Source organism: Streptomyces sp. NPDC001373 (genome assembly GCF_042895815.1).
Taxonomy (GTDB): Bacteria; Actinomycetota; Actinomycetes; order Streptomycetales; family Streptomycetaceae; genus Streptomyces.
In genome coordinates this window covers 51,634-72,752 of record NZ_JBIAWQ010000008.1, presented here as the reverse complement: position 1 = coordinate 72,752, position 21,119 = coordinate 51,634, and the positions used below count along the sequence as shown (strand labels likewise).

Here is a 21,119-nt window from a genome sequence, read left to right as displayed (position 1 = left end):
GTTATCCAGCTAGGGAGAACATTTCGAGAGGGGCCGACGTGACCACCACCGCAGACAGTGCCACCATCACTGCCCAGAACCGCTCCCAGAGCCGACTCGAGCCGGTGCATGCCATGAATGACGCAAGTCAGAACCCGGAGGCGGAGGCCGCCGCACGCCCCGCACGCTCGCTGCCAGGGCGACCTCCAGGCATCCGCGCCGACAGCTCCGGACTCACGGACCGGCAGCGGAGGGTCATCGAGGTCATCCGCGACTCGGTGCAGCGCCGCGGCTACCCGCCGTCCATGCGCGAGATCGGCCAGGCCGTCGGCCTCTCCAGCACCTCCTCCGTCGCGCACCAGCTGATGGCCCTGGAGCGCAAGGGCTTCCTGCGCCGCGACCCTCACCGCCCCCGCGCCTACGAGGTGCGCGGCTCCGACCAGCCCAGCTCGCAGCCCACCGACACCACCGGCAAGCCAGCCGCCTCCTACGTTCCCCTGGTCGGCCGGATCGCGGCCGGCGGCCCGATCCTCGCCGAGGAGTCGGTCGAGGACGTGTTCCCGCTCCCCCGCCAGCTCGTCGGCGACGGTGAGCTCTTCGTGCTCAAGGTCGTGGGCGACTCGATGATCGAGGCCGCCATCTGTGACGGCGACTGGGTCACCGTCCGCCGCCAGCCCGTCGCGGAGAACGGCGACATCGTCGCCGCGATGCTGGACGGCGAGGCCACGGTCAAGCGCTTCAAGCGGGAGGACGGCCACGTGTGGCTGCTCCCGCACAACGCCGCCTACCAGCCGATCCCCGGCGACGAGGCGACCATCCTCGGCAAGGTCGTCGCCGTACTGCGCCGCGTCTAACTCCTCGCCCCCCCAGCCAGCTCCGGGACCTCTGCGCCGGTCCCGGAGCTGTTGTATGCCCGCTGTGTGCCCGTCGGCCGGAACCTACTTGCCGTCGGCCTTCGCGCTCGCGTCGATCGCGGCCAGTGAGCGGCGGACCTGGTTGCGGTCCGTCGTGTACCAGAAGTCGGGCAGCGAGGCCCGCAGGAAGCTCCCGTACCGGGCCGTGGCCAGACGGGGGTCGAGCACCGCGACGACGCCCCGGTCGCCGGAGGCCCGGACGAGGCGGCCGGCGCCCTGGGCCATCAGCAGGGCCGCATGCGTGGCGGCGACCGCCATGAAGCCGTTGCCCCCGTTCTCCTCCACGGACTTCTGCCGCGCGCTCATCAACGGGTCGTCGGGGCGCGGGAACGGGATCCGGTCCATGATCACCAGCTGGCAGCTGGGGCCGGGAACGTCCACGCCCTGCCAGAGGGACAGCGTGCCGAACAGGCAGGTGTGCGGGTCCGCGGCGAAAGCCTTGATCAGCTCGCCCAGCGTCTCCTCGCCCTGGAGCAGGATGGGGTTGTCGAGCCGTCCGCGCAGTTCCTCGGCGGCCGCCTTGGCGCCGCGCATGGAGGAGAAGAGGCCGAGGGTCCGGCCGCCCGCCGCCTCGATCAGTTCCGCCAGCTCGTCCATCATGTCGCCGCGGGTGCCCTCCCGGCCCGGGGTGGCCAGGTGCTTGGCGACGTAGAGGATGCCCTGCTTCGGGTAGTCGAAAGGGGACCCGACGTCCAGGCCCCGCCAGAGCGGCACGCCCTCCCCCTCGACCCCCTCAGGGGAGAGACCGAGCGAGGCCGCGACCCCGTTGAAGTCCCCGCCCAGCTTGAGGGTGGCGGAGGTGAGGACCACCGAGCGGTCCTCGAAGAGCTTCTCGCGCAGCAGCCCGGACACCGACAGCGGTGCGACCCTGAGGGTGGCGCCGAAGCGGTCGTGGCGCTCGTACCAGACGACGTCGTACTCGGAGCCGAGCATGATCCGCTCGGCCACCGTGTGGACGTTCTCCACCGCGGCCAGTGCCTGCTTGCGGATGGCGTCCTCGTCGTGGACGGACTTGTCGCGGGTGGCGCCGATCGCGGAGATCACGGTGCGGGCGGAGTCACGCAGGGCGGCCAGCGCGTAGCCGAGGTCGTCGGGGATCTGCTCCAGGCGGCCGGGGAGCGCCAGCTCCATCACCCGCTCGAAGGTCTCCGCGGCGGTCTGCAGGGCGTCCGCGATCTTCTCGTCGACCAGCTTGGCGGCACGCTTCACGGCCCGGTTGACCTGGCCCGGGGTGAGCTCACCGGTGGCCACACCGGTGACGCGGGAGACCAGCTCGTGGGCCTCGTCCACGATCAGGACCTCGTGCTGCGGCAGTACGGGGGCGCCCTCGATGGCGTCGATGGCGAGCAGCGCGTGGTTGGTGACGACCACGTCCGCGAGCTTGGCCCGCTCTCGGGCCGCCTCGGCGAAGCACTCGGCGCCGTACGCGCACTTCGTGGCGCCCAGGCACTCCCGGGAGGAGACCGAGATCTGGCCCCAGGCCTTGTCGGAGACGCCGGGGGTGAGGTCGTCGCGGTCGCCGGTCTCGGTCTCGTCCGCCCAGTCGCGCAGACGCAGCAGGTCCTTGCCGAGCTTGCTGGTGGGGGCGGCCGCCTCGAACTGGTCGAAGAGGCCCTCCTCCTCGTCCTGCGGGGCGCCCTCGTGCAGCCGGTGCAGGCACAGGTAGTTCGACCGGCCCTTGAGCATGGCGAACTGCGGCCGCCGGCGCAGCTGCGGGTGGAGCGCCTCGACGGTGCGCGGCAGATCGCGCTCGACGAGCTGGCGCTGGAGCGCCAGCGTCGCCGTGGCCACGACGACGCGCTCGCCGTGCGCCAGGGCGGGCACCAGGTAGCCGAGGGACTTGCCGGTGCCGGTGCCGGCCTGGATCAGCCGATGGGAGCTGTCGTCGATCGCTTCGGCGACGGCTTCGGCCATGGCCACCTGGCCGGGGCGCTCCGTGCCGCCGACGGCGGAGACGGCGGCGTGCAGCAGGTCGGGGAGGGAGGGCTTCGTCATAGCAGGACCAACCCTACGGGGCGACGCCGACAGTGGCGTACCGCTCGGGCCTCACGGGCGGTACAGGGGGTTGGGCACGGTGCCGTGGGTGACGGCGTGCGGCCGGTCCGGGCGGTCGCGGTAGCCGTCCTGGCGGAGCCGGTTGCGGTTGAGGCAGAGCCGGTCGATCCGCACGGTGAGCAGGTCGAACAGCTCGTAGCGGTCCTTGAGCTCGGGGAAGCGGGCCTGGTGGCGGAGGATCTCCGCCCGTACGAGGGACCAGAAGTCGTCCTCGGGGACGGCGAGGCGGTCCTCGCACAGGGCGGCGAGGTAACGGAAGACCCCGACGAGCAGGCCGGCGTGGAGGAACTGGGTGAGGAAGGCGGGCGGCTCGGAGCGCAGGACGGCGCGGGCCTCGTCGGGCAGGGACTCCTGCTCGGGCAGTGGGGCGCTGCTGATCCCGACGTCGGCCACGAAGTCCTTGACCGCGAGGCGGACGGGCACGTCCTGTTCGTCGAAGACCACGATCGCGTTCTCGCCGTGCGGGGAGAAGACGGTGCCATAGCGGTAGAGGAAGTGGAGCAGTGGGGGCAGCAGGGCTGCGAAGAGCAGCTGGAGCCAGGCCGTGGGGGGTGAGGCCGGAGCGGGCGACGAGTTCGGCGGTGACGGGGGCGGGCCGGCGGGTCAGGGGTTCGCGCCAGATCGCTCCGAGGAGTTCCTTGTACTGCTACGGGACCTCGGGGAGCCGGCCGTACACGGGGTGGCGGACGGTGACGGAGGCGACCTCGCCGAACAGGATCACCCCGCATGCGTCGCTCAGGAAGGGGTCGGCGTCGCGCAGGGAGTGGATCCAGGCGGTGACGGCGGGGGCGGCCAGGGTGAGGTTGAGGAAGGTGCGGACGGACTGCTGCGGGAGCCGTTCGTCGGGGTCGGCGGGAAGCGGGACCAGGGCGCCGGAGGCGAGGGCGGGGGCGAAGAGGGGGAGGACGGCCTCGTCCCACTGCCAGGGGTGGACGGGCAGGTAAAGGTAGCCGAGGGGGGCCAGACCCCGGTCGCGGAGGGTCCGGTCGAAGACGGCACGGGTGACAGGGTCGAGATCGGCCGTGTAGAGACGCGCGGGGTCCTCCAGGCCGGCGACGCCGCGGTACTCGGCGAGGGAGGTGTGGGCGGCGAGCCAGGGCGGGCGCTGGGGGGGTGCGGGCCTCGGGGGCCCAGGCGGCGGCGTCCGCGGCGGACCATCCGACGCGGCCCTCGTTGGCGACGAGCCAGGGGTGGCCCGTCTGGTGGCCTTCGAGCGCGGCGTAGTCCAGGTCGGCGAGGACGCCGGCCGTGGGGGCGTGGTGGTCGAGGCGGGCGTCGGCGGCGAGGGTGGCGCTGAGCTCGCGGATCAGGTGGCCGAGGGTGGGGCCGTCGAGGCCGAGGAGGGTGCGGGCGCGGACGAGGAAGTCGTACGGGTCGCCGAAGGGCGTCGGGGACCCGGTGGAGGGGGGTGGTGGGGTGAGCGTGATCGTGTCCGGTGCGACCTGCCAGCTCCCGTAGGCGCGGCGGCGGGCGCGGAAGCCGAGGCTGCCGCCGTCGTCGAGGGTCAGGGTCCGGGCGTCGCGGGCGGCCGCCGGTGCCGGGGCTGGGGTGACGATCTCCTCGTAGGCGAACTCGGAGAGCATTTTGGCGAGCAGTCGGCGGGCGGCGGAGTCCCAGCTCGGGAGGTTGAGCTCGGGGGGCATGCGGGGGTGCTGGGGTGACGGGGGAAGGCGGGCTCCGTGGAGTCGGGGGCTGCGGGGAAAGTCGGCACGGGACTCCTCGTGGATCGGGAACTCCGCGGTGGGACGCGGAGTTTTCGAAGGGAGAGGCGTGAGAGAACGGCTTGGGGGGCGGACGACGGGTCGGCGGCGATCAGAGGAGATTGCGCAGCGACCGGTCCCGGATCATCAGGGCGGCGCGCTTCCCGGGGAGTTCGATTTCCGTGGCGTAGCGGAAACCGGCGGCGAGGAAGGCTGATACGGAGGGGGTGTTGCGGATGTCCGGTTCGGCGATGACCCGTGTGCAGCGCGGGCGGTTGTCGAAGACGAGCTCGGTGACGGCGCGCAGCAGCGTGGTCCCCAGGCCCCGGCCGCGGTTCGTGCCGTCTCCGATCAGCAGGTGGATACCCGTGTCGTGGGGGCGCGCCGGGTAGTGGCGGGAGACCGGGTCGAGGTCGGCCCGGTAGACCTCCCAGTAGCTCATCGGGGTGCCGTCGAGCAGGCCGAGGCAGGGAATGCTGCGACCGTCGCCGTCGAGCTGGGCCCGCAGGTGCGCGGCGGTGACGGCGGAGGCTCCGGCCAGCTCCCAGTAGGCGGCCACGTCGGGGTCGTTCATCCAGCGGGTGAGGAGCGGGAGGTCCCGGCCCGGCCGTACGGGTTCGAGGCGGAAGGCTCCGGCCGGTGTGGGGAAGGAGCCCCAGCCCGCGGGTGAGTCGAGGAGGTCCGCCTCGGCGAGCAGGGGCAGCAGTCCGACGGTGAAGCGGTGTCCGGTGGTCTCGTGCCGGGCGGTCCCCTGGCGGGCGGGGCCGGTGACGGTGCTGGTGGTGGTGTCGGCGGGGGGCATCGGGCTCTTCTCCGTGTCGGTGGGCTCGCGTCAGTCGTGGAGGGGGTTGGTGATGGTGACGTAGACGGACTGTGTTTCGACGGGGCCCACGAGCTCGTCGAGGCCGCCCAGGCGGGTGAGGAGGTTCGCCTTGCAGCGGAGGGTTGGCGAGTCCAGCAGCTGCGCGGGGAGCGGGCCGAGTCCCGTGGTCTTGCCGAGGAAACGGCGGAAGGCGGCGAGGAGTACGCGCTCGTCGGCGAGCCGCTGGGAGCCGAAGGCCCCGATGAGGCCGAGCACGTTGTTGATGCCGACGTAGTAGGCGAAGCGTTCGTCGGTGACGGCGTCGGGGACGAAGGTGTCGCTCGCGCGGCCGATGCCGGGGAGCCGGGCTTCCAGTTCGGCGCGCCGGGATTCGCGGAAGTAGTACCCCTGGTTGTCGCGGAAGCGGCCGCCGACGGGCCAGCCGGCCCGGTCGAGGAGCACCAGGGTGTTCTGCTGGTGGGCTTCGAGGGCGATGCCGGCGAGCGCGTCGAAGGCGAGGACCGGCAGGACGACCTGGTCCAGGTAGCGCAGGAACCACTCGGTGGCGACCGCGGAGGCGGGGCGGCCGGTGGTCGCCGCGAGCCGGGAGACGGTGTCGGCGAGCCGGGAGCGCATCGTGGTGCGGCCCGGCCACGGGCGCGGTGAGGTGAGTGCGGCGACGCAGACGACGTCGTCGTCGGAGCGGAAGGGGTTGTGGCGGAGCAGCGCGTCGAGGCCCGGCACGGGGGTGCCGTCGGGTGTGTCGACGGCGACCCAGGCGGGGTCGCGGACGATGTCGAAGCCGGGGTGGGTGGTCTGCCACTGTTCGGCCAGGCCGGTGCGGAGCAGCCGGTGCACCTCGACGCCGCGGTGGAGTTCCTTGCGGAGGTTCTCCCGGCGGGAGTTGGTGATGCGCAGGCCCAGGGAGAGCTTGAGCATGGCGGGCGCGCCGGGGCGGTGGACGGTGCGGACGGAGGAGGTGGGGTACCAGGGGGTTCCGTACGGACCGAGGTCGGTCAGGAGTCCCGCGTCTCGGAGGGCGGCGACGGCGGGGCGCTGGAGGAGGTCGCGTGCCTGCCAGGGGTGCAGGGGAAGGGGGGTGGTACCGGCGGGCAGCGGGAGGCCGGGGGCCAGCCGAACGAGGAGCCGGGCGGCGGAGACCGGGCGGCCGCGTTCGGTCCAGGCGGATTCGGTGGCGAGGACGGTCGGTGCGACCGCGATCCAGTGCAGAGGGAAGGAGCCGTGGAGTTCGGGTGAGTAGCGGTGCGTTTCGGCTTCGGAGAGTCCTTCGCGGCTCTTGGGGTCCGGTTGGAGGGGGTGGCCGAGGAGGAGGGACTGCTCCGCGGTGAGGAAGAGGTCACCCGCGATGGGAGCGGGGGCGGTGGGGCGGTGGCGCCGGTCGGCGATGAACTCGGTGGTGCGGCGTACCGAGTCGGCGACCCGGCCGACGAGGCCGGCGCCGCGGCCGTTGCCCTCGCGGGCGAGCAGGGACGCGAGGGTGACGGCGTCCACGGCGGGGGCGCCGGCGGGGGCGCCTTCGAGGCGGGCGGGGGCGAAGCGGTGCCAGCCGGCCTCGGACCAGTGGCGGACGGGGACGAGCAGCGCGGCGGCGGACGCGGGGAGGGGGATGCGGAGCAGGGTCCCAACGGGCCCGTCAGGGCGGCCGATGCCGCTCTCGCGGATCCAGCACCGCAGCAGGTTCTCCACGGTGGCGGCCTCGGCGGCGGTGGCCGGGTCGGGGTGGTCCAGCAGGTCGGGCAGCACCGCCGGGTCGGGCCCGGCGGGTCCGGCCCCGCCCACCCGAGGCCAGGGGGTCGCGGCCTTCTGCCGGGGCACGGTCCCGCCCGGGCCCCCCGCCCGTGCCGGGCCGGGCCCGGGGAGGCCCGGGCCGGGGGCGGCGGCCCGTTCCCGGTCCGCCCGCTGGGTCCCGGGGGCCTGGCCGGACGCGGCTCCGGCCCAGGGCAGCACCGGAGCGGGCCCGGCCTCCGGCCGCGGGGGCCGGGGGGTGTTCTGCGGCCCGGGCCGGCGGGCGGCCGCCGGGAGTGCCGGTGCGGGGGCGGGCTCCGCGTGGGCCGGCTGCCCGGGATGGTCCGGGGGCGGGGGGGCGGCCGGTTCCGGGAGCCGGCCGCGCTCCCCCGCCCCGACCGGACCCGGGTGCCCTGTCGGCAGGGCCAAGGGGGCGACCTGCCCGGATGGCGACGGCACGGGCCCGGTCGGTGTGGCAGTCGGGCGGCCGGTCCGAACGGGAGCCGGGTCCACGGGCAGGCCCGTCCCTGCGGAACGGGCCTGGCCCGGGCCGACGGGGGCCTCGCGGTGCGCCGCCCCGCCGGGGACGGCCGACCCGGCGACGGGGCCGTCCGGCCGGGTGACCGCGTTCGTGGCGGGGGTATCGGGGTGGCACGGCCGGCCCTCGGCGGGAAGGACCCAACCGGTCGGACGGGCCTCGGGGCGGGCAGCCCGTACGACGGCCGGGTCATCGGAATGGGGCGGGAGGACGGTGGTGGCCGGCTTCGTCGCTCGGGCGCCGACGCCGGCAACCCCGACAAGGGTCGGGACGCCCGTATGAGACGTGCTGACGGAGGTCGCCGGCCTCGCCGGTCGGGCTTTGAGGTCGGCAACCTCCAGTGCCGTCGGAGCGCCCGAGTCGGGCGGGCGGACGGAGGTCGGGGGCGTCGGTCGAGATTCGGGGTGGGGCGCGGCGGGGGTGGGGCCGGGGGGTTCGGGGGCGGGCATGGGGGTCCTCGGGTCAGTGGGCGGCGGCGGGGACGGCGTCGGCGAGGCGGTCCAGGACGGCTGTGGCCTGCTCGTCGGTCAGGGTGAGCGGGGGCAGCAGGCGGACCACGGCTCCGTGGCGGCCGCCGAGTTCGACGATCAGGCCGCGGTCCAGGCACTCCTGGCGGATGGCGGCGGCGAGGGCGGGGGCGGCGGCGCCGGTGTCTGGGTCGACGATCTCGATGCCCAGCATCAGGCCCCGCCCCCGGACGTCGCCGATGCAGGGCCGGTCGCCGGCCAGACCGCACAGGGCCGTCAGCATCCGCCCGCCCAGTTCCGCCGCACGCTCGGCGAGGCCGTTGCGGCGGACGTAGGCGAGGGTGGCGGTGCCGGCGGCCATGGCGAGCTGGTTGCCGCGGAACGTTCCGGCATGCGCCCCGGGCGCCCAGACGTCCAGCTCCGAGCGGTAGACGATCACCGCGAGCGGCAGGCTGCCGCCGATCGCCTTGGACAAGACCATCACGTCGGGGACGACCCCGGAGTGGTCGACGCCCCAGAAGGCGCCGGTGCGGCCCACACCCGTCTGGACCTCGTCCGCGATCAGCGGGATGCCCCGGGCCTCGGTGATCTCCCGCATCCGGCGCAGCCAGTCGTCCGGGGCCGGGTGGACCCCGCCCTCGCCCTGGACGGGTTCGACGAGCATGCCCGCCGGCGCGGGCACCCCGCCCTTGGGGTCGTCGAGCAGGCTCTCGGTCCAGGCCGCGGAGAGCCGGGCGCCCTCCGCGCCGCCGACCCCGAAGGGGCAGCGGTGGTCCTGCGGATAGGGCAGCCGGGTGACCCGGACGTCGGTGGCGCCGCCGGAGGCGGAGAGGGCCCCGGCCGTCATCCCGTGGTAGGCCCCGGCGAAGGCGAGGAGGCCGGAGCGGCCGGTGGCCGCCCGGACCAGCTTCAGCGCGGCCTCGACGGCGTCCGTCCCGGCCGGCCCGCAGAACTGGACGCGGGCGTCGGAGGCCAGCCCGGCGGGCAGGTTGGCGAAGAGCTCGGTGGTGAACGCGTCCTTGACGGGGGTCGCGAGGTCGAGCACGTGCAGCGGGGCGCCCGAGTCGATGACCCCGCGGATGGCCTCCAGGACGACGGGGTGGTTGTGCCCGAGGGCGAGGGTGCCGGCGCCGGAGAGGCAGTCGAGGTAGCGTCGCCCGTCGGCGCCCTCGATGGTCAGCCCGCGTGCCCTTACCGGGACGATGGGCAGCGAGCGCGCGTACGTCCGGGCGGCGGACTCCCGCAGCGCCTGCCTGCGCAGGATGCCCTCGGCCGCGGCGGCCCCGCGGCCGCCCTGGGGCGGGCTCTGGGCCTCGGCTGCGGCCTGCTCGGTCAGGGACACGACTGTCGGACCTCCCGCACGGATTCCTCTTCCGGATTGCGCCTCGAACACGAACGCTGCCGCGCCGTCCCCCGTACGTACCAACGACGGCGACGGCGCCGGATCACGGGTCGGCCGAAGATCCTTGCGCTCCCGCGCCTCCTGAAAATCCCTCAGCAGCCCACCGCGCCGCGCCCGCACCCGGTGTGAACAGCGGGCGAAGACGCCCGCCGGGGACCGGAACCGCCGACCCGGGGGCCGCCGTCTTCAACGGCGGCGGCATAGTGGGGTGCTGCGAAAGCGAACCGAAGCACCCTGGACGACACCGTCCCAACACCTCGAAGCACCTGGGGGACTTACGACATGCGACCGAACCGACCGGTCACCGCGGCCCTCTGCGCGGCCGCGCTCGCGCTGACCGCCGCGGCCTGCGGACCCGGCGACGGGGAGGCCGGCGGCGACGCCAAGCCGACCGTGGCAGCGAGCCTCCCGTCCGGCGGCGCCGCGGACGGCCCGATCAAGATCCCGCAAGAGCTCAAGGACAAGCTCAAAGAGCACGGCTTCGACATGGAGAAGTGGAAGGGGGGCGCTTGGAAGAACTGGAAGCGGGAGGACTGGCTCCGCGAGGCGAACGACTACGTCAACCCCATCATCGACGGCCTGTGGGACCCGGACCGGATGCGTGACGCGGAGCAGCCGCAGACCCCGGCCGTGGACCCCGACGCCGGCAAGGACCAGGGCGTCACCGACCCGACCCCGGCCCCGGTGACAGCCAAGGCCGCGGTCTCGCCGTACCACTCAAGCGTCCCGGCGTCCGGCAAGGTCTTCTTCGACGGCCCCGAGGGCTCGATGGTCTGCTCGGCGACCGTGGTGAAGGACCCCGCCCACCCCGGCAAGTCCAACATGGTCTGGACGGCGGGCCACTGCGTGCACGCGGGCAAGGCCGGCGGCTGGTACCGCAACATCGCCTTCGTGCCGTCGTACAACAACGCGGGCCGTCCGGCGGCCGAGCTCAAGGGCGCGCCCCGCGAGCAGGTGGCCCCGTACGGCGTGTGGTGGAGTGACTGGGCGCAGACCTCCGACCAGTGGATCGCGACCGGCGGGCCCACGGGTGGCGCGGGCGCGCCGTACGACTTCGCGGTGCTGCACGTGACCCCGGAGAAGGGCGGCAACGGCAAGTCCCTGGAGGAGACGGTCGGCACGGCGCTCCCCGTGGAGTTCAACGCTCCGGCGGTCCCGAAGATCACGGGGATGACGGCGACGGGCTACCCGGCGGCGGCGCCCTTCGACGGCCAGAAGGCCTTCCAGTGCACGGACAAGCCGGGCCGTCTGGCGCTGCACAAGGAGGACCCGGTGATGTACCGGATCGGCTGCACGATGACGGGCGGCTCCTCCGGCGGCGGCTGGATCGCGACGGGCGCCGACGGCAAGCCGGCACTGGTGTCGAACACCTCGATCGGTCCGGCGAAGGCGGGCTGGCTGGCCGGCCCGAAGCTGGGGCCCGAGGCCAAGGGGATCTACGACGCGGTGAGCGCCAAGTTCAAGCGGTGAGCGCGGACCGGGCATAGTCCCGTCCGCACGCGAAACGACCGGGGGCCCTCCGCACAGGCGGAGGGCCCCCGGTCGTCGGCGTCTGCGGCCGGCTCTACTGCTTGGCGAGGACGTACGGCGCCAGTTCCGCCGCCAGTTCCCGGTGGACCCGCGCCTTGAGGAGGGTGCCCTCCGGGGTGTGCTCCTCGGAGATCACCTCGCCCTCGGCGTGCGCCCGGGCGATCAGCGCGCCGCGGGTGTACGGCACCAGGGCCTCCACCTCGACGGCGGGCCGGGGCAGCTCGCTGTCGATGAGCGCGAGGAGTTCCTCGATGCCCTGGCCGGTGCGGGCCGAGACGGCGATGGAGTGCCGCTCGATGCGCAGCAGGCGCTGCAGGACGAGCGGGTCGGCGGCGTCGGCCTTGTTGATCACCACGATCTCGGGCACGTTGACCGCGCCGACCTCGCGGATGACCTCGCGGACCGCCGCCAGCTGCTCCTCCGGCGCCGGGTGCGAGCCGTCCACGATGTGCAGGATGAGGTCGGAGTCGCCGACCTCCTCCATCGTGGAGCGGAAGGCCTCGACGAGGTGGTGGGGCAGGTGCCGGACGAAGCCGACGGTGTCGGCCAGGGTGTAGACGCGGCCGGACGGGGTCTCGGCCCGGCGCACGGTCGGGTCGAGGGTGGCGAACAGGGCGTTCTCCACCAGGACGCCCGCGCCGGTGAGCCGGTTGAGCAGGGAGGACTTTCCGGCGTTGGTGTAGCCGGCGATGGCGACCGAGGGCACCTTGTTGCGGCGCCGCTCCTGCCGCTTGATGTCGCGGCCGGTCTTCATCTCGGCGATCTCCCGGCGCATCTTCGCCATCTTCTCGCGGATGCGGCGCCGGTCGGTCTCGATCTTGGTCTCACCGGGGCCTCGGGTGGCCATCCCGCCACCGCCGCCGCCACCCATCTGCCGGGACAGCGACTGACCCCAGCCGCGCAGACGGGGCAGCATGTACTGCATCTGCGCGAGGGCAACCTGCGCCTTGCCCTCTCGGGACTTCGCGTGCTGGGCGAAGATGTCCAGGATGAGGGCGGTCCGGTCGACGACCTTGACCTTGACGACGTCCTCGAGGGCGATGAGCTGGCCGGGGCTGAGCTCGCCGTCGCAGACGACGGTGTCGGCGCCGCTCTCCAGCACGATGTCCCGCAGCTCGCGGGCCTTGCCGGAGCCGATGAAGGTGGCCGGGTCGGGCTTGTCGCGGCGCTGGATGACACCGTCGAGTACGAGGGCGCCCGCCGTCTCCGCGAGGGCCGCGAGCTCCGCGAGGGAGTTCTCGGCGTCGCCCACCGTGCCGGAGGTCCAGACACCGACGAGGACCACGCGCTCCAGGCGGAGCTGGCGGTACTCGACCTCGGTGACGTCTTCGAGCTCGGTGGAGAGACCGGCCACGCGGCGCAGGGCCGCGCGCTCGGAGCGGTCGAACTGGTCGCCGTCCCGGTCTCCGTCGATCTCTTGGCTCCAGGCGACGTCCTCTTCCATCAGGGCATCGGCCCGAAGGCTCTCGGTGAAGCGCTGCGGGTCCCGCACGTCCTGCGCGTCCCGCGGGTCCTGGGAAGGGGATGAAGAGGAGGTCATTGGATCCTTACGTCGATTCGATTGCATGCGCGCCGGTCAGGGCCAAAGGTACCCGGCCTGCGTGACCGGCACTGTCACGTCCAACGCAGGAGCCCGTCCGGTGATTCCCCGGACCGCCCCGTCGTCGGCCTCGACGATGGTGACATGCCCGTTCCCGGCCCGTCATACCGTTTTCCCGCCCGCTGTTCGCGGGGACGGGGCGGGGGCGGCGGCGGGGGCGCCCTTCGGGGAGGTCTTCGGGGCGGCGTCCGCCGACGCCTTGGGGGCCGCCGGGGTGCTCCAGTCCGGGTGGCCGGGCATCGGCGGGGTCTTCTCCCCGTAGAGCCAGGGCTCCAGGAAGGCCGAGAGGTCGCGTCCGGCCTCCTGGGAGGCCAGGCGGACGAAGTCCTCGGTTCCCGCGGTCCCGTCCCTGTGCTCCGCCACCCACCGCCGCTCGACCCGGTCGAAGGCCTCCGTGCCGATCTCCTCGCGCAGCGCGTAGAGGATCAGCGCCGACCCGTCGTAGACGACCGGCCGGAACAGTCCGATCTTCTGCCCGGGGGCCGCCGCCTTCGGGGCCGCCGGAGGGCCGCCCGCCGCACGCCACTGGTCGGAGCGCTGGTACGCCTCGCGCATGCGCCGCTCCAGGGAGTACTTGCCGAGCCCGTCCGCGTACAGGGCCTCGTACCAGGTGGCGTGGCCCTCGTTGAGCCACAGGTCGGACCAGGTGCGCGGGGTGACGCTGTCGCCGAACCACTGGTGGGCGAGCTCGTGGACCATGACCGCCTCGACGTACCACTCGGGGTAGCCCTCGGCCTCGCCCGCGAACAGGCTGTTCTCGAAGAGCGAGAGGGTCTGCGTCTCCAGCTCGAAGCCGGTGCGGGCGCGGGCGATCAGGACCCCGTAGTTCTCGAAGGGGTAGCGGCCGACCCGCTGCTCCATCCACTCGATGTGCCCGGCGGTCTTGCGCAGCCAGGGCTCCAGCCGCTCCCGGTCGGCGGCGGGCACCACGTCGCGCAGCGGCAGCCCGTGCGGCCCGGTGCGCTGCAGGACGGCGGAGCGGCCGATGGAGACCTGCGCGAGCTCGGTGGCCATCGGGTGCAGGGTCCGGTAGGTCCACTGGGCGGCGCCTCCGGCGCGGGCGGCGGGGAGCGCGGCCGGCAGGCCGTTCGCCACGGCCGTGTAGCCCGCGGGAACGGTGACCCGGAAGGTGAAGTAGGCCTTGTCGGCGGGGTGGTCGTTGCAGGGGAAGACGCGGTGGGCGGCGTCGGCCTGGTTGGCCATGGCCAGGCCGTCGTCGGTGGTGACCCAGCCGCCGTCGGCCGAGCCGCGCGGGTCGCTGGTGTGCCGGACGGTGATGCGCAGCGGGGTGTGGGCGGCGACGGGGTGGGCGGGGGTCAGTACGAGGTCCTCCCCCGCGCTCTCGAACCGCGCGGGCTCGCCGTTGACCTCGGCGGAGGCCACCTTCCCGTGGGTGAAGTCCAGGTTGACGCGCTCCAGCGGGGCGAGGGCGCGGGCTTCGATGGCGGTGACCGCGTCGAGCGGGCTGCGGTTGTCCTTGTACGTGAGGGAGAGGTCGTACGAGAGGACGTCGTACCCGGGGTTGCCGAGCTCGGGGAAGAGCCGGTCGCCGATGCCGAGCGGCTCAGGCGGGGGCAGCACGGCGGCGACGAGGGTGAGGGAGGCCGCGGCGAGCAGGGCGGCGCGCAGGCGCGGGGAGGAGAGCTGCATCCACCACCGCTTACCAGCGCCCGCCGCGGGCCCGCGCGCGGCGCGCGACGGATCCACCCGAACGAGACTCCCCCGGCCGTGCCGGGCCTCCCCCTGCCTCCGGCCCCCGCTCCCCGGCCCCTCAGGCCCGGCCGACGTCGTAGACGCCGGGCACGTCCCGCATCGCCCGCATCAGGCCGGGCAGCACCGAGGCGTCGGGCAGCTGGAGCGTATAGCTGTGCCGGACCCGCTGTTCCACGGGAGGTTCCACGGTGGCGGAGACCACGTCGACCCCCTGGCGGGCGATGGCCTCGGTCAGGTCGGCCAGCAGGTGCGGGCGGCCGAACGATTCGGCGAGCAGGGTGACCCGGCAGTCGGCGGTGGCCCGCCAGTGCACGGCGACGGAGGTGCGGCCCAGGGACCGCATCTGGGCGACGGCCGGGCAGTGGATCCGGTGGACGGTGACGGCCCCGCCCCGTACGAGGAACCCGGCGACCGCGTCCGGCGGTACGGGGGTGCAGCAGCCGGCGAGCCGGACGTGTGCGTCGGGGAGGTCGGCGACGGCGTTGCCCCCGCCCCCGCGCAGCCCGGGCACCGAGAGCGGGGCGCGGGGGGCGGCGGTGGCGGGTACGGCCCCGTCGGGGTGGGCCTGGAGCCAGCCGCTGATGGCGATCCGGGCGGCGGGGGTCCGGGCGTGCTCCAGCCAGTCGGCGGCGGGCCCGGAGGAGGCGTCCTGGGCGAGCAGCAGCTGGACGGTGTCCCCGTCGGAGAGCGGGGCGGAGAGGGAGGTGAGGCGCCCGTTGACGCGGGCGCCGATACAGCCGTGGGCCGCCTCGCCGTGCTGGGCGTAGGCGGCGTCGATACAGCTGGCCCCGGCGGGCAGGGCCAGGGTGCCGCCGTCGGCGCGGTACACGGTGATCTCGCGGTCCTGGGCGAGTTCGGCGCGCAGCCCGGTCCAGAAGGTGTCGGGGTCGGGCGCGGACTGCTGCCAGTCGAGGAGGCGGGAGAGCCAGCCGGGCCGGGTGGGGTCGACGCGCTCCTCCTCGCAGTCGGCGCCCTCGGCGGTCGCGTACGGGTTGCCGAGGGCGACCACGCCGGCTTCGGCGACGCGGTGCATCTGCCGGGTGCGGACGATGACTTCGGCGACGTACCCCTCGGGGACGGCGACGGCGGTGTGCAGGGACTGGTAGAGGTTGAACTTCGGTACGGCGATGAAGTCCTTGAACTCCGAGACGACCGGGGTGAAGCAGGTGTGGAGCTCGCCGAGGACGGCGTAGCAGTCGGCGTTCTCGCCGACGAGGACGAGGATGCGCCCGAAGTCCGGGCCGCGCAGCTCGCCGCGGGTGCGGGAGATGCGGTGGACGGAGACGAAGTGCCGGGGGCGGACGAGCACCTCGGCGGCGATGCCGGCCTCGCGCAGGACGGTGCGTACGGACTCGGCGATGGCGAGGAGGGGGTCGTCCGGGCCGGAGTGGGAGGCGATGAGCGCGCGGGTGCGCTCGTACTCCTCGGGGTGCAGGATCGCGAAGACGAGGTCTTCCAGCTCGGTCTTGAGGGCCTGGACGCCGAGGCGTTCGGCGAGCGGGATCAGGACGTCGCGGGTGACCTTGGCGATCCTGGCCTGTTTCTCGGGGCGCATCACGCCGAGGGTGCGCATGTTGTGCAGCCGGTCGGCGAGTTTGATGGACATGACGCGGACGTCGTTGCCAGTGGCGACGAGCATCTTGCGGAAGGTCTCGGGTTCGGCGGCGGCGCCGTAGTCGATCTTCTCGACCTTGGTGACGCCGTCGACGATGAAGGCGACCTCGTCGCCGAACTCGGCGCGGACCTGATTGAGGGTCACCTCGGTGTCCTCGACGGTGTCGTGGAGCAGGGAGGCCGTCAGGGTGGTGGTCTCGGCGCCGAGTTCGGCCAGGATGAGGGTGACGGCGAGCGGGTGCGTGATGTACGGCTCGCCGCTCTTGCGCATCTGGCCGCGGTGCGAGGACTCCGCCAGGAGATACGCACGGCGCAGGATGGACAGGTCCGCGTCCGGGTGGTGGGCGCGGTGCGCTTCTGCTACGTGTCCGATGGCGGCCGGGAGGCGGTCCCGGGACGCGGGCCCGAGCAGGGCGGCTCGGCCCAGGCGGCGCAGATCGAGCCGGCTACGGCCACGTCTGCGCAGCTCAGGGCGCATTTCTGCGTGTGCTTCGGGGTTCGTGGCCTCTGCACTCATGGGCACCTCCGGCGGCTTCGACCGGCGGTGGTGGGCATGGGGTGAGCCCTCAGGGCCGGTGCCTGATGTTACCGACCCCACCACGTGGCGCAGTCCGCCTCTCGCTCAGCGTGAAACGGATCACCCATGAGAGGGAATCTTCAGGCAAAAGCCGTTTCGCCGAGCCAGTCCGCTTCGAACTCGCCGGCGGCCACGATGACGGCCGGACCGGTCATGTCGATGCGACCGTCGGGGTGTTCGGTGATGACGAGGGTACCGCCGGGCAGGTCGACCGTGTACGAGACCGGCTCACCCGTGACGGCGGGGTCGGCGCCGTCGCGCCGGATGGCGGCCACCGCGACGGCGCAGGCGCCGGTTCCGCAGGAGCGGGTCTCGCCGGATCCGCGCTCGTGGACGCGCATGGCGACGTGCCGCGGGCCGCGGTCGACGACGAACTCGACGTTGACCCCGGTGGGGTAGGCGGAGGCGGGGCTGAAGTGCGGGGGGCTGTACAGGTCGCCGGCGTGGTCGAGGCTCTCGACGAACGCGACGGCGTGCGGGTTCCCCATGTTCACGTTCCGCGCGGGCCAGGAGCGCTCGCCGACGGAGACGGTGACCTCTCCTTCGGGGAGCCGGGCGCGGCCCATGGAGACGGTGACGTCGCCCGTCTTCGCGAGGTGGACCCGCTTGACCCCGCCCCGGGTGGCCACCGCGAAGTCGCCGGGCTCGACGTGGCCGGCGTGGTGGAGGTAGCGGGCGAAGACGCGCACGCCGTTGCCGCACATCTCGGCGACGGAGCCGTCGCTGTTGCGGTAGTCCATGAACCACTCGGCCTCGTCGGCCAGGTGGGCGGCTTCGGGGTGGGCGGCCGAGCGCACCACGTGCAGCACGCCGTCCGCCCCGATGCCGGCCCGGCGGTCGCACAGGGCTGCGACGGCGGTGGGCGGCAGCTCGATGGCGTTGTCCGGGTCGGGAACGATCACGAAGTCGTTCTCGGTCCCGTGACCCTTGAGGAAGGGGAGGGCGGTGTGCGTCACGGGCCCATGGTACCGAGCGGGGCCGGGTCCCGGCGGGTGGGATCAGCGTACGGTCAGGGTGCCGTCAGCGCGGCGTCGGCGCTGGTCAGCGCAGGCGGGCGACCCGGTAGACGGCCAGGGCGACGACGACCAGCGCGACCAGTGCGTAGAGCCCGGCGATCCGCCAGTCGGGGCGGCGGCCGCTGCCGCGCGGCGGGAGCCCGGGCCAGGAGTAGCCGACGCGACGGGCGGCCATCATGCCCCAGCCGCCGGCGCAGGAGCTGATGAGGAAGCCGAGCATGGCGACAACGGCACCGCCGTCGCCGAACTCGAAGGCCAGCGGGAAGGCGAACATCAGGGAGCCGGCGGCGGCCAGCATCACGATGGGGGCGATCTGCCAGATGCGCAGCCTGCGCTGGGGGCGCAGCTCGACCTCGACGGCGGGGCCGGCGGCGGCCTCCGTGCCGGGCTCGGGCAGGTCGGGGCCGTCGGGGGTCAGCCGCGCCGGATCGGCGGGCAGGCCGAGCACGGCGGGGCCGTCCGGCTCGCCGGGGTTTCCCGGCGAGCCGGGGCCGGCGGGCTCACCGGTCGCCGCGGGGGCGGCCGACAGGCTCGCCTCCGCCTCCCGCTCGGTCTCGTCCCGCCCGGTGTCTCGTCGAGGGCCGGCCTCCATCGCCACGCGCCCTCCCCACTTCGGACTCCGCACGCCACTGTTCAGGAGTTTGATGATGGCACGGTCGGGGGCCCCCGACGGGCACACGGGGCTTCCCGATGCCATCACGTGATCAGGCTGTGACCGCTCGTTCGACCAACGACTGCGCGAGTCCGGGGAGTTCCCCGCGGTCGGCAGCGGCTCCGCTGAGCCAGTGGACGCGCGGGTCGCGGCGGAACCAGGAGTCCTGGCGGCGGGCGAAGCGCTTGGTGGCCCGTACCGTCTCGGCCCTCGCCTCGTCCTCGGTGCACTCGCCGGCGAGGGCGGCCAGTACCTGCTGGTAGCCCAGGGCGCGGGAGGCGGTGATGCCCTCGCGCAGGCCCCGGGCCTCCAGGGCGCGGACCTCGTCGACCAGGCCGGCCTCCCACATGCGGTCGACGCGGGTCGCGATGCGCTCGTCGAGCTCGGGGCGGGCCACGTCGACGCCGATCTGGACGGTGTCGTAGACGGACTCGTGGCCGGGCAGGTTGGCGGTGAAGGGCTTGCCGGTGATCTCGATCACTTCGAGCGCCCGGACGATGCGGCGGGTGTTGCCGGGCAGGATCGCGGCGGCCGCCGCCGGGTCGGCGGCGGCGAGGCGGGCGTGCAGGGCGCCGGGGCCGCGCAGGGTGGCTTCCGCCTCCAGCCGGGCGCGCACCTCGGGGTCGGTGCCGGGGAACTCCATGGCGTCGAGCGCGCCGCGGACGTAGAGGCCGGAGCCACCGACGAGGACCGGGGTGCGGCCCTCGGCGAGGAGCTTGTCGATCTCGGCGCGGGCGAGGCGCTGGTACTCGGCGACGCTGGCGGTCTCGGTGACGTCCCAGACGTCGAGGAGGTGGTGGGGGACTCCGCCGCGCTCGTCCATCGTCAGCTTGGCGGTGCCGATGTCCATCCCCCGGTAGAGCTGCATGGAGTCGGCGTTGACGACCTCGCCGTCGAAGTGGCGGGCCAGGGCGACGCCCAGGTCGGACTTTCCGGCCGCGGTGGGACCGACGACGGCGATGACCCGCGGGGCGGGGGCTGCATTGCTCACCGACACAGTCTCGCAAACCCGGCGGCATGTACCCGATCGGGTGAGGTGACGGGGTGTGGCCGGGGTCGTTGCCCTGAAGAGGTTCCGGCCCGGCGCGCGCCTGGCGCACATCCGGTGGAGGCCGGTCCGGCCCCGCCGGAACTTCACCCGCACGAGTAACGTTATGGGAGTAGACATGGGCGTTTTTGACCGGATTTTTCGCCGTAAGGAAAAGGAAGAGGCGGTGACCGAGCCGGTCGCCGCCGAAGTCGCCGCGGCGGAGACGACGGCCGCGGAGGCCGAGCCGGCCGGCGGGGCCGAGGCCGCCGAAGCCGGGTCTCCTGCGGCGGAGGCTGCCGTGGAGATCCCGAAGCAGCAGTCCGCGGAGGTGGCCGCGGACAGCGAGGCCGGCGAGGGCGCCCGAAGGTAGCGACCGCCTCCCCGGGCTCCGTCCGGGGGGACTCCAGGAAGGTGACCCATGGGCCTGCTCGACCATCTGAAGGCCAAGCTCGCTCCGGCCAAGGAGAAGGTCGGCGACCTCGCGCAGAAGCACGAGGGCAGGATCGGCCAGAGCCTGGACAAGGTAGCCAAGGCCGTGGACTCCAAGACCCACGGCAAGTACAGCGACCGGATCACGAGCGGTACGGACAAGGCGAAGGACGCCCTGGGCAAGGTCGCGCACAAGGACGCCCCCGGCGGGCCGACGCCGCCGCCGGCTTCCTGACGCGGGGCGCCGAGGGAATCAAGGGGCGTGGGACCGGGTGTCCCGCGCCCCTTCGCCTTACGCCCTCACGCGTGGGCGCGGCCCGCCGTCAGGACCAGGCGGCCACGAAGTAGCCGACCCCGTACGGGGCCTCCTCGTACAGCAGACGCCCGCCCAGGCCCGCCCCCTCGGCCGCGCCCGCCAGCACCTGCCAGGGCGCCCGCCCGGCCGCCTGGAGCTCGGCGGCGAGTACGGGGTCCAGCGCGGCCAGCGCGCCGGTGTCGGCGGCGCCGAGGGCCCGGCCGGCGGCGGCGTCGAAGGCGGCGGCGCGGTCGTCGAGGTAGCCGGGGGCCTTCAGGGTGCGGCAGGCGCTGCCGTCGCCCATGACCAGCAGCGCGACCCGTTCGTCGGCCGCGGCGAGCTCCCGGCCGGTCTCCAGGCAGCGCGCGGCCTCCAGCGAGGCGGCGACGGCGAGCCCCTCGACCGGGGCGGCGCCCCATCGCGCGCGGCCCAGCAGCCAGGCGCCCACGGCCAGGGAGGCGGGCAGCGGGCGGGGCCCCTCCTCGCCCTCCCCGAGCCGGACCTCGGCGTCGACCCCGAAGCCGTGGAAGCCGCCCCGGGAGCCCTGCGGGTACGGCCCCTGCTGGTCGTGGGGGGGGGGGGCCGCCGCCCCCCCCCCGGGGGGGCGGGGGGGGGGCCCCCCCGGGCGGGGGGCGGGGGGGGGGGGGGCGGGCGCCCCGGGGGGGGGGGGGGCGCCCCCCGGCCCCCCCCGCCCCCGCCCGGGGCCCCCCCCCCCCCGGGGGCCCCCCCCCCCCCCCCCCGGGGGGGGGCCGGCCCGGGGGGGGGGGGGGGGCGGGCCCCCCCCCCCCCCAGCAGGTCGGGCCGGGAGGCGGCCAGCACGGCGAGGGCGTCGGAGCAGGCGGTACGGGCCCCGTCGAGTTCGGCGGCGGCGCCCGCGGCGACCTCCGGCACGAGGAGCGGCGGGGCGGGGCAGACGGCGGCGGCTACGAGCATGATCCGCAGCCTAGTACCGCAACGGTGTGGACCGTTGCAGTACTGGGCGGTGTCTGTCCTGCCGATCGGGCCAGAGGACCCGCGGGCGGCCCCGGGCAGCCCGCAGGTCCCCCGGCGAGGCGCCGCC

General features: G+C 74.4%; 14 protein-coding genes and 2 pseudogenes. 4 read left to right on the top strand and 12 right to left on the bottom strand.

The genetic code is table 11. The annotated features are described in order from the left end of the window. Window positions 1-38: 38 nt before the first annotated feature. Window positions 39-833, top strand: a complete 795-nt coding sequence (gene lexA, locus ACFY15_RS19665; RefSeq protein WP_390690177.1) for a transcriptional repressor LexA — start codon at window positions 39-41, stop codon at window positions 831-833. Between the two features lie 84 nt (window positions 834-917). Here lexA and ACFY15_RS19660 read toward each other — a convergent pair whose 3' ends face one another. The 5 genes and pseudogenes from ACFY15_RS19660 to ACFY15_RS19640 form a co-directional block, all read right to left on the bottom strand. Then, window positions 918-2,888, bottom strand: coding sequence for an ATP-dependent DNA helicase (locus ACFY15_RS19660; RefSeq protein ID WP_390690176.1), 1,971 nt, complete (start codon window positions 2,886-2,888; stop codon window positions 918-920). 51 nt (window positions 2,889-2,939) lie between these two features. Continuing rightward, window positions 2,940-4,591: pseudogene (locus tag ACFY15_RS19655) on the bottom strand (IucA/IucC family protein). Window positions 4,592-4,760: 169 nt separating this feature from the next. After that, window positions 4,761-5,450: a GNAT family N-acetyltransferase gene (locus tag ACFY15_RS19650; protein ID WP_390690175.1), complete on the bottom strand. Its 690-nt coding sequence runs from the start codon at window positions 5,448-5,450 to the stop codon at window positions 4,761-4,763. Between the two features lie 30 nt (window positions 5,451-5,480). Then, complete coding sequence (locus tag ACFY15_RS19645; protein WP_390690174.1) at window positions 5,481-7,286, bottom strand: IucA/IucC family protein; 1,806 nt, start codon at window positions 7,284-7,286, stop codon at window positions 5,481-5,483. Window positions 7,287-8,196: 910 nt separating this feature from the next. Beyond that, a complete protein-coding gene (locus tag ACFY15_RS19640; RefSeq protein WP_390690223.1) occupies window positions 8,197-9,537 on the bottom strand; it encodes a diaminobutyrate--2-oxoglutarate transaminase family protein in 1,341 nt (446 codons plus the stop codon). A 348-nt stretch (window positions 9,538-9,885) separates the two neighbouring features. On the opposite strand from ACFY15_RS19640, the gene ACFY15_RS19635 reads away from it, so the two are divergent. Then, window positions 9,886-11,073, top strand: a complete 1,188-nt coding sequence (locus tag ACFY15_RS19635; protein WP_366451052.1) for a hypothetical protein — start codon at window positions 9,886-9,888, stop codon at window positions 11,071-11,073. 94 nt (window positions 11,074-11,167) lie between these two features. Here the strand turns inward: ACFY15_RS19635 and hflX are convergent, their stop codons facing one another. The 6 genes from hflX to miaA all read right to left on the bottom strand — a co-directional run bounded on the left by hflX (window position 11,168) and on the right by miaA (window position 19,296). Beyond that, a complete protein-coding gene (gene hflX, locus ACFY15_RS19630; protein WP_390690173.1) occupies window positions 11,168-12,673 on the bottom strand; it encodes a GTPase HflX in 1,506 nt (501 codons plus the stop codon). Between the two features lie 162 nt (window positions 12,674-12,835). Further along, window positions 12,836-14,383, bottom strand: a complete 1,548-nt coding sequence (locus ACFY15_RS19625; protein ID WP_390825829.1) for a M1 family metallopeptidase — start codon at window positions 14,381-14,383, stop codon at window positions 12,836-12,838. Between the two features lie 121 nt (window positions 14,384-14,504). After that, complete coding sequence (locus ACFY15_RS19620) at window positions 14,505-16,577, bottom strand: RelA/SpoT family protein (protein WP_390690171.1); 2,073 nt, start codon at window positions 16,575-16,577, stop codon at window positions 14,505-14,507. Between the two features lie 140 nt (window positions 16,578-16,717). Then, on the bottom strand, window positions 16,718-17,593 hold the full coding sequence (gene dapF / locus ACFY15_RS19615) for a diaminopimelate epimerase (RefSeq protein ID WP_390690170.1): 876 nt from the start codon (window positions 17,591-17,593) through the stop codon (window positions 16,718-16,720). Between the two features lie 85 nt (window positions 17,594-17,678). Continuing rightward, window positions 17,679-18,245: a hypothetical protein gene (locus ACFY15_RS19610; protein ID WP_390690222.1), complete on the bottom strand. Its 567-nt coding sequence runs from the start codon at window positions 18,243-18,245 to the stop codon at window positions 17,679-17,681. 112 nt (window positions 18,246-18,357) lie between these two features. Continuing rightward, window positions 18,358-19,296, bottom strand: coding sequence for a tRNA (adenosine(37)-N6)-dimethylallyltransferase MiaA (gene miaA / locus ACFY15_RS19605; protein WP_390690169.1), 939 nt, complete (start codon window positions 19,294-19,296; stop codon window positions 18,358-18,360). A 223-nt stretch (window positions 19,297-19,519) separates the two neighbouring features. On the opposite strand from miaA, the gene ACFY15_RS19600 reads away from it, so the two are divergent. Next, entirely contained in the window at window positions 19,520-19,705 is a 186-nt protein-coding gene (locus ACFY15_RS19600) for a gliding motility protein (protein WP_390690168.1), read from the top strand. Window positions 19,706-19,753: 48 nt separating this feature from the next. Next, the gene (locus tag ACFY15_RS19595) at window positions 19,754-19,999 is read left to right on the top strand and encodes an antitoxin (RefSeq protein WP_390690167.1); all 246 of its coding nucleotides are present in this window, start codon (window positions 19,754-19,756) and stop codon (window positions 19,997-19,999) included. 88 nt (window positions 20,000-20,087) lie between these two features. Here ACFY15_RS19595 and ACFY15_RS19590 read toward each other — a convergent pair. Further along, window positions 20,088-20,627: pseudogene (locus ACFY15_RS19590) on the bottom strand (hypothetical protein); the annotation flags it as partial. Window positions 20,628-21,119: the final 492 nt, after the last annotated feature.

What these genes read in the sequence shown, in the direction of transcription:
- ACFY15_RS19625 (WP_390825829.1), bottom strand. Translation starts at nt 14,383, where the DNA reads ATGCAGCTCTCCTCCCCGCGCCTGCGCGCCGCCCTGCTCGCCGCGGCC.
- ACFY15_RS19650 (WP_390690175.1), bottom strand. Translation starts at nt 5,450, where the DNA reads ATGCCCCCCGCCGACACCACCACCAGCACCGTCACCGGCCCCGCCCGC.
- ACFY15_RS19660 (WP_390690176.1), bottom strand. Translation starts at nt 2,888, where the DNA reads ATGACGAAGCCCTCCCTCCCCGACCTGCTGCACGCCGCCGTCTCCGCC.
- ACFY15_RS19635 (WP_366451052.1), top strand. Translation starts at nt 9,886, where the DNA reads ATGCGACCGAACCGACCGGTCACCGCGGCCCTCTGCGCGGCCGCGCTC.
- hflX (WP_390690173.1), bottom strand. Translation starts at nt 12,673, where the DNA reads ATGACCTCCTCTTCATCCCCTTCCCAGGACCCGCGGGACGCGCAGGAC.
- ACFY15_RS19610 (WP_390690222.1), bottom strand. Translation starts at nt 18,245, where the DNA reads ATGGAGGCCGGCCCTCGACGAGACACCGGGCGGGACGAGACCGAGCGG.
- ACFY15_RS19595 (WP_390690167.1), top strand. Translation starts at nt 19,754, where the DNA reads ATGGGCCTGCTCGACCATCTGAAGGCCAAGCTCGCTCCGGCCAAGGAG.
- ACFY15_RS19620 (WP_390690171.1), bottom strand. Translation starts at nt 16,577, where the DNA reads ATGAGTGCAGAGGCCACGAACCCCGAAGCACACGCAGAAATGCGCCCT.